At 63.8% G+C, this 11,419-nt stretch carries 10 protein-coding genes; 5 read left to right on the top strand and 5 right to left on the bottom strand.

Features of this window, described 5'->3' with window-relative positions:
- Positions 1-44: 44 nt before the first annotated feature.
- The 5 genes from LQ215_RS09900 (at position 45) to LQ215_RS09880 (ending at position 4,754) form a co-directional block, all read left to right on the top strand.
- Complete coding sequence (locus LQ215_RS09900) at positions 45-713, top strand: ABC transporter ATP-binding protein (protein WP_230149314.1); 669 nt, start codon at positions 45-47, stop codon at positions 711-713.
- Positions 713-3,181, top strand: coding sequence for an ABC transporter permease (locus tag LQ215_RS09895; RefSeq protein WP_230149439.1), 2,469 nt, complete (start codon positions 713-715; stop codon positions 3,179-3,181). The genes LQ215_RS09900 and LQ215_RS09895 overlap by 1 nt, the downstream gene beginning before the upstream one ends.
- A complete protein-coding gene (locus LQ215_RS09890; protein WP_230149312.1) occupies positions 3,171-4,241 on the top strand; it encodes a lipocalin-like domain-containing protein in 1,071 nt (356 codons plus the stop codon). The genes LQ215_RS09895 and LQ215_RS09890 overlap by 11 nt, the downstream gene beginning before the upstream one ends.
- Positions 4,242-4,306: 65 nt before the next feature.
- Positions 4,307-4,549 (top strand): hypothetical protein, encoded by a 243-nt coding sequence (locus LQ215_RS09885; protein ID WP_230149310.1) that lies wholly within the window; start codon positions 4,307-4,309, stop codon positions 4,547-4,549.
- A 31-nt stretch (positions 4,550-4,580) separates the two neighbouring features.
- Entirely contained in the window at positions 4,581-4,754 is a 174-nt protein-coding gene (locus LQ215_RS09880) for a hypothetical protein (RefSeq protein ID WP_230149308.1), read from the top strand.
- Between the two features lie 514 nt (positions 4,755-5,268).
- On the opposite strand, the gene LQ215_RS09875 is transcribed toward LQ215_RS09880, so the two are convergent.
- From LQ215_RS09875 to glcD, 5 genes are all read right to left on the bottom strand, one after another.
- The gene (locus LQ215_RS09875) at positions 5,269-5,787 is read right to left on the bottom strand and encodes an Hcp family type VI secretion system effector (RefSeq protein WP_230149307.1); all 519 of its coding nucleotides are present in this window, start codon (positions 5,785-5,787) and stop codon (positions 5,269-5,271) included.
- Between the two features lie 299 nt (positions 5,788-6,086).
- Positions 6,087-7,463, bottom strand: coding sequence for a 2-oxoadipate dioxygenase/decarboxylase HglS (hglS, locus tag LQ215_RS09870; protein ID WP_230149305.1), 1,377 nt, complete (start codon positions 7,461-7,463; stop codon positions 6,087-6,089).
- 88 nt (positions 7,464-7,551) lie between these two features.
- A complete protein-coding gene (gene glcF, locus LQ215_RS09865) occupies positions 7,552-8,772 on the bottom strand; it encodes a glycolate oxidase subunit GlcF (protein ID WP_230149303.1) in 1,221 nt (406 codons plus the stop codon).
- A 1-nt stretch (position 8,773) separates the two neighbouring features.
- Positions 8,774-9,832, bottom strand: a complete 1,059-nt coding sequence (gene glcE / locus LQ215_RS09860) for a glycolate oxidase subunit GlcE (RefSeq protein WP_230149300.1) — start codon at positions 9,830-9,832, stop codon at positions 8,774-8,776.
- Positions 9,832-11,331 carry a glycolate oxidase subunit GlcD gene (glcD, locus tag LQ215_RS09855; RefSeq protein ID WP_230149299.1) on the bottom strand — a complete coding sequence of 500 codons (1,500 nt, stop codon included), beginning with the start codon at positions 11,329-11,331 and terminating at the stop codon, positions 9,832-9,834. Before glcD ends, glcE begins: the two co-directional genes overlap by 1 nt.
- Positions 11,332-11,419: the final 88 nt, after the last annotated feature.

Below are 11,419 nucleotides of genomic sequence, written 5' to 3'. Positions count from 1 at the left end.
AACTCCGCTATCCTGAGCCTCACGTTCATCCATCGAGCCTTTTCATGCTTGAAGTCCGCGATGTTTTCAAAAGCTACGCCACGCCCCAAGGGCCCTTGCCGGTGCTGCAAGGCATCGACCTGACGCTGATGCCAGGCAGCAGTCTGGCGCTGATGGGGGAGTCGGGCAGCGGCAAGAGCACCTTGCTGCACTTGGTCGCCGGGCTGGACAAGGTCGATCGCGGCAGCATTCGCAGCGGCGAGTATCGGCTCGATGGCATGAGTGAAAGCCAGTTGGCGAATTGGCGACGCACGGAAATCGGCTTGGTGTTCCAGCAGTTCAACCTCATCAGCAGCTTGTCGGTGGAGGACAACCTGGCGTTCCAGGCGCGTCTGTGCGGCCGTTATGACGCCGCTTGGCAAGCCCACCTGGTGCAGCGGCTCGGGCTTTCAGCGCTGTTGCGGCGTTATCCCGAGCAACTCTCCGGCGGCCAGCAGCAGCGGGTGGCGCTGGGGCGGGCGTTGGCCTCGCGACCGCCCTTGTTGCTGGCCGACGAACCCACCGGCAGCCTCGACGAAGCCACCAGCGACGAAGTGCTGCAATTGCTGCTGGAGTTGCTGGAGGGCAGCCCCACCAGCCTGCTGATGGTGACCCACAGTCCACGGGTGGCGGCTCGCCTGGCCCAGCGCGTGGTGTTGCACGGCGGGCGATTGGCGCAGGTGGCCCAGGGGTGATGATTTTTCGCCAGACCCTCAAGGCCCTGCTCAGCCATTGGCGCCAACATCCGGTGCAATTCTTCAGCGTGCTGACCGGCCTGTGGCTGGCCACCAGTCTGCTCACTGGGGTGCAAGCGCTGAACAGTCAGGCCCGGGACAGCTACGCCCGGGCCAGCCAACTGATCGGCGGCGAACCCCAGGCCAGCCTCAGTGCCCCCGGTGGCGGCACCTTCCCCCAGCAATGGTTTGTCGAGCTGCGGCGCCAGGGCTGGCCGGTGTCGCCAGTGTTGCAGGCTCGGGTGCTGCTCAAGGGGCAAGAGGATCAGCGCCTGCAACTGATGGGCATCGACCCGGTGTCGCTGCCCCCCGGTGCGGCGCTGGCGGGGCAGGCACGGGAGATGAGCGAGGTAGTGGCGTTCTTTACCGACCCCGGCAGCACCTGGATCGCCCCGCAGACCTTGCAGGCCCTGGGGCTGATCGAGGGGGACCGACCCCAGAGCGTCGATGGGCAATCCTTGCCACCGCTGCATGCCCAGGAGGACATGGCGCCGGGCGTGCTGTTGATGGACATCGGTTTTGCCCAACAGGTCCTCGGGTTGCCGGAGCAGCTGTCGCGGCTGCTGTTGCCTGCCACGTTCAGCGCCGCATTACCGCAAGCGTTCACCGGTCGCCTGCAACTCAAGCACGCCGATGAAGAAAACAACCTGTCGCGCCTGACCGAAAGTTTTCACCTGAACCTCGATGCCTTGGGGTTTTTATCCTTCGTGGTGGGGCTGTTCATCGTTCATGCGGCCATCGGCCTGGCCCTGGAACAACGCCGCAGTCTGTTGCGAACGCTGCGCGCCTGTGGCGTCAGTGCGCGGGTGCTGGTCACCAGCCTGACCATCGAATTGGGCGCGTTGGCCTTGCTCGGCGGGATCGCCGGGGTGCTCAGCGGCTATTGGCTGGCGAGCCTGTTGTTGCCTGATGTCGCGGCGAGCCTGCGGGGTTTGTATGGCGCTGAAGTGGCCGGGCACTTGAACCTCAGCCCGTGGTGGTGGTTCAGTGGTGTCGGCCTTAGCCTGCTCGGTGCGCTGCTGGCGGGGGCCGACAGCCTGCTGCGGGCGGCGCGCCTGCCGTTGCTGGCGCTGGCCAATCCTCAAGCCTGGCATCAGGCCCATGCCCACTGGCTGCGACGCCAGGCTTGGGTGGCAACGGTGGCGGCGTTGATTGCTGCATCGGCGTTGATCTGGGGCGATAGCCTGGCCAGCGGTTTTGTCTTGATGACCGCCTTGTTGCTGGGCGCGGCGCTGGCCTTGCCGGTGTTGCTCAACAGTGCGCTTAAGCGACTCTTGCGCCGCAGCCGCTCGGTGCTCGGGCAATGGTTTCTCGCCGATTGCCGCCAGCAACTGCCGACGCTAAGCCTGGCGTTGATGGCCTTGTTGCTGGCGCTGGCGGCGAACATCGGCGCCGGCAGCATGACCGCCGGTTTCCGCCAGACGTTCAGCAATTGGCTCGAACAACGGTTGACCGCCGAGCTGTACATCAACCCGCAAACCCCGGCCCAGGCGGAGCAACTGCACGCCTGGCTCAAGCAGCAACCGGCGATCACTGCCGTCGTTCCCCTCTGGCAAGTCTCGGTCCCGTTGCAGGGCTGGCCGACGGATATCCACGGCATCATCGATCATCCCCACTATCGACAGCATTGGCCGCTGCTGGAATCGGCCGGCGACAAGCCGTGGGAGCAACTGGCTGCCGCCGACACCCTCATGCTCAGCGAACAACTGGCCCGGCGCCTCAAGGTGAGTATCGGCGATCAGTTGACCCTGCCGACGCCGCAGGGGCCATGGGCACTGCGAATCGTCGGAATCTACGCCGACTACGGCAATCCCAAGGGCCATGTGCTGGTCAACGCCGACCACTTGCTGGCGCATTGGTCGAACCTGACGCCGAACCGTTTCAACCTGCGCATCGAACCGTCCGCGATCCCGGCGCTACTGACAGCCTTGCAAGGCCGGTTCAGCCTGGATGACAGCCGCATCGTCGACCAGGCCCGGCTCAAGGGCTGGTCGACCCAGGTGTTCGAACGCACCTTCGCCGCTACCGCCGCCCTCAACAGCCTGACCCTGGCGGTGGCCGGGGTGGCGTTGTTCATCAGCCTGTTGACCCAGAGCCAGAGTCGCCTCGGCCAGTTGGCGCCGCTGTGGGCGCTGGGGGTGACACGGCGGCAGTTGATGCTGCTCAACCTCGGCCAGACCTGGCTGCTGGCGCTGCTGACCTTGGTCCTGGCGTTGCCGCTGGGCATCGCCCTGGCCTGGTGCCTGGACACGGTGATCAACGTGCAGGCCTTCGGTTGGCGCCTGCCGTTGCGGGTGTTCCCGTTGCAATTGATGCAGTTGCTGGCCCTGGCGATGCTCGCCACGCTACTGGCATCGGCCTGGCCGCTGTATGCGCTGTACCGCACGCAGCCGGCGGATTTGCTGAGGACCTTTGCCCATGAAGATTAGAGTCGGCGTGTTGCTGCTGGCGTTGCTCAGCGGTTGTGATGACTCCGCGCCAGCGCAAAAGGGCTTTGCCGGCCTCGGCGACCAGGCTGTCGCGTTCACGCCGGTTGTGCCTGGGCGGGTGTTCAGTTTCCCCGCCGACCATGGCCTTCATGAAGGTTTTCGCATCGAGTGGTGGTACGTCACCGCCAATCTCAAGGATGCCCAGGGGCATGAGTTCGGCGTGCAATGGACGCTGTTTCGCAGTGCCTTGAGTGCCGCACCCCAGGCCGGCGGCTGGCGCAACCAGACGATCTGGCTCGGCCACGCGGCGGTCACATCCGCCACCGTGCACCATGCCGCCGAGCGTTATGCACGAGGCGGGGTGGGGCAGGCCGGGGTGCAGGCGGTGCCCTTCAATGCCTGGATCGACGACTGGCAGTTCGGTACCCAGGCTTCAGGGGACGAGCCGTTGGCGGACATGCAATTGAAGGCGCGCGACCCACGCTTCAGCTATGCATTGCGGCTGACGTCGAGCCGGCCGCTGGTGTTGCAGGGCGATCAAGGTTTCAGCCAGAAATCCGAACAGGGGCAGGCGTCGTACTACTACAGCCAGCCGTTCTTCCAGGCCAGCGGTGAATTGGAAATCGATGGCCAGCGTTACGCGGTCAGCGGCCCGGCCTGGCTCGACCGCGAATGGAGCAGCCAGCCCCTGACCGCTAACCAGACCGGCTGGGACTGGTTTTCCCTGCACCTGGACAACGGCGAGCACCTGATGCTCTACCGCATGCGCCACAAGGACGGCGCGCCGTACCTCACGGGCACCTGGATCGACACCCAGGGCCAAGCCCAAACCCTGCACGCCGGGGACATCAGCCTCGTGCCCCAGGACACCGCCAAGGTCGCCGGACGCCCGATGCCGATAGGCTGGGCCATCAAGATCCCCAGCAAACAACTCGACATCACCCTCCACGCGCTGAACCCCAACGCCTGGATGAACCTGCGCATCCCCTATTGGGAAGGGCCGGTGCGATTGCGTGGCAGCCAGGGCGGCACCGGTTACCTGGAAATGACCGGCTACTGAGAATCGCCGGAACTCCCCGCGAACCTCGACCCTCATAGCTTATGAATGTCTCGCAGGAGTCCCTCATGAGCGATGACCTCAAACCTCCGGCGCTGGCCGATTGGCAGCGATTGTTCGACGACAAGGCCTACTGGCAGCAATCCCCCGATGCTCACTTCACCGAGCTGATGCGGGTGGCCAATGACTTGTTCGGTCAGGGCGCCATCGACCTGGCGCAGTGGCAGGCCTTGAAGACCAAGGCCGAGCAACTGCACCAGCGCTCCCCGGATGCCAACGTCGCCGAAGAAGTCGCCGACCCCGATGCCTGACCTCAGGCCCGAAAGATTCAAGGAGTTCGCCATGCAGCACCGCCCCGATCAAACCCGGCAAAACCCTGACGCCCCGGCATTGCCCGGTGAAGTGGAACGCGATAACGATGCCTTGCGACCCAATGACCCGGCCAAACGCAAACAACAGCACGGCGACGCTGAGGCAGGGGATACCGATGCGCAGAAAACCGGTCGGCGTGGCTGAGGTTTGTCACGTCGACCGGTATTAAAAAAAGTTTTTAATGACGGTTTAACTTTGTTTGGATGTGTTCGCGGCGGATAACTTTTGTACGTATTCTTGTTTTTGTATAGCTGTTGTACAGCAATAGGTAGCGGTGCCGTCCAAACATAAACCCCGTGGCGAGGGAGCTTGCTGCAGCTGTGCTGTGTGTAGGAGCTGTCGAGTGCAACGAGGCTGCGATCTTTCCCCAATGGGTTGAATCTCAAGTGAAAGATCAAAAGATCGCAGGCTTCGCCAGCTCCTAAAGAGATCGCGGGACAGTTGCAACAATGAATAATTATTTAAACGGGCTCGCGGACATATTCTGAAAGTTCCATTATTATTATTCGCGTTCGCCCAGTGTCAGGCTCTTTACCAGTGCATGGATTGCCGAGGCCATCGCACTGGGCGAACACCACCCTGAATCAACAACTATCGATTATTTGCAGCTGCACATCGACCCGCAGAGTTGGCCGATGCGTGACTGGCTGCCACCGATTCAACCAGCGACCGGTGAGCGCCAGTCATCGGAGCCCGAGGTGCCGCTGACTTCGTGGGTCCAAGTGATTTTGCGATAGGTGAAGTGCACGTCTTCCAGATGGGTGAAGTGTGCGTTCTCTGGGTCCTGGCAGTTGCGCATGTAGTCCTTGATATCGACGATGATCGCGTCCTCCAACGTGGTGGTGTAGTAGTGCTCTTGGGTGCCTGCGGCCGAAGTGCGGTACCACTGGATCTTGACTTCCTTCAGCCGTTCGCCGCTCGTTAGGGCGACCTGCAGCAGTGGTGAAGCTTTGTCGAATACCTTGGTGATGACCAGGGGTTTGTGTATGCGCTGACCGGTTGGCTGACCGGATTGAGGGTCGCGAGGGATGCTCACTTGGTGCTCGAAAGCCTGCACCATGACCTGGTCTTCATGACCCTCTTGGTAGGTGTTGCCCACCGAATCGGCGGTAAACGCACCGGCAGTGATCAGACCTTGTTTGGTGCCTTCAACGGACATGTACGCGGGAGTTGCCAATGGATGCTCTCCTTCCTGGATAACGATAGGACCTGGGGCGGGAGTCGCCCCGAGGTGGCCTGACGGTTATCAAGAGCTATGCCATATTTAAAAAAACTATAGATATCAATAAGTTGATTCGTTGTCGGGCGGTTATTCCTTCCAGACTGGCAAGAAAGCGCACAAAGGTTTGCCCGGCGCGTTGCAGCTCCTCGCGGCTTGACTGAACGCCGCGGTAGCCAGGCAGCATGGTCGACGAAGGCGCGCCGCGCGGCACGCCGGTTATGCAGTTTCTTGCCGTTTTGTCTTTCAGCTTGTTCCTACACGCCCAACGCAGCCCGGCACTCATCGATAGAGCGCTGTTGCGTCTGGGCATACAGCCCCAGTTCATCGATGGTCTCTCGTCCCAGCGCCTCTTCGAAGGCCTGGCGATTGGACTGGCCGGCATAATGACTCTGGGCAGCATCGCCGAGGTTCGACTGGAAGATGCCGGCGGCGCTGACGGGCAGGAAGTCCTCGTACACCAAGGGCTCGGCGCGCAGGTATTGCTGCTCGAGCAAGTGTTCCAGGGAGGCCGCTTGCTCAAGGGTGCCCTTGGCGGCGAGGCCCTTGGAGGTGACGAAATAGCGGAAGTACGCCAATGCCTGTCGGCGCAGTTCGTCGTGGTTGTCCGGGAATTCGACAAAGTGTTCGGCCATCAGCCGGTTGTAGCGTTCGGCGTTGGCTTCGTTGGGAAACTCCCCCAACGCGTCGCGCGCGGCGTTCAGCAATTGATCGTAGAGCGCGCGGCCCTTGGGCGTGAGAGCCGCGCCGCGTTGTTCGATTTCGCCGAAGCGGGCGCTGTGGCTGCCTTGGGTCTGGGGCTGGTCGGTGAAGGCGACGGGTTCGTCCAGCGCCTTGAAACTGGTCTGGCGCAGCAGGATCGGGCATTGGCGGCGGGGTGGGCCTTCGATCACGGCCTTGGGAGTAATGCCGTGCACGGGCATCCGGGCCTGGACGATGTCGATGTCCAAGGTGCGCGGTGTCAGGTGATTGATGTGCGGGCCCTTGAACGCCACCACATCGGCGATCAGACGATGCTGGGCGCTCAATTGTCGGTATTGTTCGGCGGTGACGGTGGCGCTGTGGTGCCAACGAAAGGTTTCCAGGGCCTGTAGGACGAAGTCCTCAGCCTGGGCCTCGCTCAGGCCGCCCTGGCGTTCGGCCAGGTCAATGAGCTCAAGGGCCCTGGGGGTGAAGATCTGTCGTTTGTCCAGCACCGACTCGGCAAAGGCCCGAAGCTCGGCGTTCTCGATCAGTTCCAGGCGCAGCAGCGAGGTAAACACCCGGAACGGGCTGACTTGCAACGCGCTTTCGTGCACGGCGCGGAAGGCGGTGGAATGCACCGGCACCCCGGCAGGCGTGAGGTCGTAATAGCCCACCGGCTGCATGCCCATGACCGCGAACAGACGCCCCAGGGTCGCCAGCTCCGCGGCGGTGCCGACGCGGATGGCGCCGTGGCGTTCCAGGTCCAGGCGCTCGAGCTCGCCGGTGCTGCGCAGGTGTGCGGCCAGGACCGGGTCTTCGGCCAGCACCTGGGCGTTGGTGTGCTCCACCAGCTTCATCAGGGCGCCATACAGTGGCACCTCGTCGCGGTACATGTCGGACATCGCCCTGGAGAAGCGTTGGCGGATCAGGTCGGGGCTGACGAAGCTCATCGTGAGAATTCCTGGCGAGGGCTGTGGGAAAGTTGGACGAAAGATCGCAGCCTTCGCCAGCCGCGGCAAACGAAGAATCTTCAGGACTTCATTCTGCCAGGGACTGATCCACCAGCTCGATCCAGTGCCGCACGGGCGTGCGACCGGCGCCGTCAAGGTGGTGCTGGCAGCCGACGTTGGCAGTGACGATCAACTCCGGCTGGCCGCTTTCCAAGGCGTTGAGGCGGTTGTCGCGCAATTGCCGCGCCAGGAACGGCTGGGTCAGCGAATAGGTGCCGGCCGAGCCGCAACACAAATGGCCGTCGGGCACCTCGGTGAGGTTGAAACCCAGCCGGCTCAGCAGCGCCTCGATGCTGCCGCCGAGTTTCTGCGCGTGCTGCAAAGTGCAGGGACAATGTACGGCAATGCGCTGGTTCCTGGCGGCGCAGATCTGTTCCAGCGGCTCCTTGCCGAGCACTTGCACCAGGTCCAGTGCCCGTTCGCTGACGTGTTTGGCCTTGGCGGCATAGCCGGGGTCATGTTCCAGCAGGTGTCCGTAGTCCTTGATGAACGCGCCGCAGCCGCTGGCCGTCTGGACGATGGCTTCAGCGCCGTTTTCCAAGTGCGGCCACCAGGCGTCGATGTTCTGCCTGGCGCGGTCCAGCCCGGTGGCCTGGGCGTCGAGGTGATAATCCAGCGCGCCGCAGCAGCCAGCCTGCGCACAGGGGATCACGCTGATGCCGAGTCGATCCAGCACCCGCACTGCCGAGGAATTGGTGTTGGGCGACAGGCCCGGTTGCACGCAACCTTCGAGCATCAACACCGTGCGCCGATGCCGTACCGCTGGACGTTCGCCGTGGGCTGGGGAGGGGCGGGGCAACTTGGCGCTCAGGTTCGCCGGCAGCAACGGACGGAAGATCGCTCCAAGACGCAGCAGGGCCTTGAACCGCTCGGGGCTGGCGGCCAGGCTGCGCAACCCCAGGCGCAGCGCGCGTTGGCCTGCGGGACGCGGGACGGCTTGGTCGACCACCGCCCGGCCGATGTCCAGCAGGTTGTGGTAATCCACGCCGGACGGGCAGGTGGTTTCGCAGTTGCGACAGGACAGGCAGCGATCCAGGTGCAGCTGGGTGCTGGCCGTCGCCGGCTGGCCTTCGAGCACCTGCTTGATCAGGTAGATGCGTCCGCGCGGGCCGTCCAGTTCATCGCCGAGCAATTGGTAAGTGGGGCAGGTGGCATTGCAGAAACCACAATGCACGCAGCTGCGCAGGATCCGTTCGGCTTCTTCGGCGCGGGGCAGGTGTTTACTTTCCTCACTGAACCGAGTCTGCATGCTAGAGCTCCGGGTACATCCGACCAGGGTTGAACAGCCCCAGGGGATCGAGCTGGGCCTTGAGTTGCCGGTGATAGCGCAGCAGCGCCGGGGCCAATGGCTGGAACGGTGTGTCGCTGGCACCCTGACGATAGCAGGTGGCATGGCCGCCGACTTCCTGGGCCAGGGCTTGCACCGTATCGGCCTCGGTTTTCAACCAGCGTTGGGCGCCGGCCCAGTCGATCAACTGCGCGCCGGGCAGGACGAGCGGCCCGGTATGGTTGGGCAACGACAGGCGCCACAGCGGCAAGCCTTCATCGAAGAAGGCCAACTGATGTTCATTGAGTGCCGTCCAGTATCGATCGTCGATCACCTCGCCACCGAAACGTTGATGAGCGGCGCTGACCGAGCCTTCGCCACCCTCCAGGCGCAGGTGCAGGCAGTCGCCGTCATGGCTGGCGGCGCTGATGGGCAGGGGCTGACGGCCCCATTCGGCGAGTTTTTCCAGGGCCTCGGTGCTGTCCAGTTCCAGGCGAATACTCAGGCTGTGACGGGGCTTGGGCAGGACCTTCAAGGAGACTTCGGTGATCACCCCCAGGCAACCGAAACTGCCGGCCAACAGGCGCGACAGGTCGTAGCCGGCGACGTTTTTCATGACCTCGCCGCCGAAACGCAGCAACGTGCCGTGGCCACTGATCAGCCGCGTGCCCAGGACGAAGTCGCGCACCGAACCGGCCCATGGGCGACGCGGCCCCGACAGCCCGGTGGCGACCATGCCGCCGACCGTGGCGTCGTCGCCAAATGCTGGCGGTTCGCAGGGCAGCCGTTGTCCGGCGGCGTCCAGGGCGGCAAGCAGTTCCCGCAGCGGGGTGCCGGCCCGGGCCGTGATCACCAGTTCGGTGGGGTCGTAGTGGACGATGCCGCGATGGACGCGGGTGTCCAGCACCTCGCCGGCCACTTCGCGTCCCAGGAAAGCCTTGCTGTTGGAACCCTGGATGCGCAGCGGCGTGGCGTCGGCCCGGGCGCGATTGACCTGTTCGAGCAGCAGGTCGCTGGCGTCCTGGTCGGCTTCGCGGCTCATCAGAAACGCTCCAGTTCAGGAAACGGCAGTTGCCCGCCATGGATGTGCATGGCACCGAATTCGGCGCAGCGGTGCAGGGTGGGGATGTTCTTGCCGGGGTTGAGCAGGCCTTGGGGATCGAACGCGGCTTTAACCGCGTGGAACAGGTTCAGTTCGTCGCTGTTGAATTGCGTGCACATCTGATTGATTTTTTCCCGGCCGACACCGTGTTCGCCGGTGATGCTGCCGCCCACCTGGACACACAGTTCGAGGATTTTCCCGCCCAGGGTTTCGGCGCGCTCCAGTTCGCCGGGCTGGTTGGCATCGAACAGGATCAGCGGGTGCATGTTGCCGTCACCGGCATGGAAGACGTTGGCGACGCGCAGGCCATGCTCGGCACCGAGGCTGGCGATGCGTTGCAGCACCTCGGGCAGGGCGCGTCGCGGGATGGTGCCGTCCATGCAGTAATAATCCGGCGCCAGGCGACCCACCGCCGGAAAGGCGTTCTTGCGCCCGGCCCAGAAGCGCAGCCGCTCGGCCTCGTCCCGCGCCTGGCGCACCTCGGTGGCCCCGGCCTGCTCCAACACCTGGCGGACCCGTTCGCAGTCGTCATGGACATCGGCCTCGACCCCGTCCAGTTCACACAGCAGGATCGCTTCGGCCTCCACCGGATAGCCGGCGTGGATGAAGTCCTCGGCGGCGCGGATCGCCAGGTTGTCCATCATTTCCAGGCCGCCGGGGATGATCCCGGCGGCGATAATGTCGGCCACCGCCCGCCCGGCCTTGTCCACCGAATCGAAACTGGCCAGCAGCACCTTGGCGACCTGGGGCCGGGGCAGCAATTTAACCGTCACTTCGGTGATCACCCCCAGCAAACCTTCGGAACCGGTGAACAGCGCCAGCAGGTCCAGGCCCGGCGAGTCCAGGGCTTCGCTGCCCAGGGTCAGGCGCTCGCCTTCGATGGTGAGGATTTCCAGCTTCAACAGGTTGTGCACCGTCAGGCCATACTTGAGGCAGTGCACGCCACCGGCGTTTTCCGCGACATTGCCACCGATGGAGCAGGCGATCTGCGACGAGGGATCCGGCGCGTAATACAACCCGAACGGCGCCGCCGCCTGGGAAATCGCCAGGTTGCGCACACCGGGTTGAAGCCGTGCGGTGCGGGCGTCGGGGTCGATGTGCAGGATCTGGTTGAACCGTGCCATCACCAGTAACACGCCGCTTGCCAGGGGCAGGGCGCCGCCGGACAGACCGGTCCCGGCCCCCCTGGCGACCACCGGCACATTCTGCCCATGGCAAAGCTTGAGCAGCGCTTGCACCTGCTCGACGCGCTTGGGCAATGCCACCAGCAGGGGCGTGGTGCGGTAGGCCGACAGGCCATCGCATTCGTAAGGCTTGAGGTCTTCCTCCTGATGCAGGATATCCAGGTCTGGAATCTGTGCCTGCAAGGCTTGAAGCAGAGCCTGTTTGTCCACCTTGGGCAAGGCGCCGTCGAGGTGTTCGTCGTAGAGGATGTTCATGAAGTCGATACCTCTGAGTCGGCTCGAATCCCTGTGGGAGCGAGCTTGCTCGCGATGGCGGTGGGTCAGCTTGCATCCAGATTGAATG

The sequence above is a fragment of the Pseudomonas brassicacearum genome, assembly GCF_918698105.1.
Taxonomy (GTDB): Bacteria; Pseudomonadota; Gammaproteobacteria; order Pseudomonadales; family Pseudomonadaceae; genus Aquipseudomonas; species Aquipseudomonas brassicacearum_F.
Note: the sequence above shows the minus strand (reverse complement) of the source record. Positions and strands in the feature narration are given on the sequence as shown.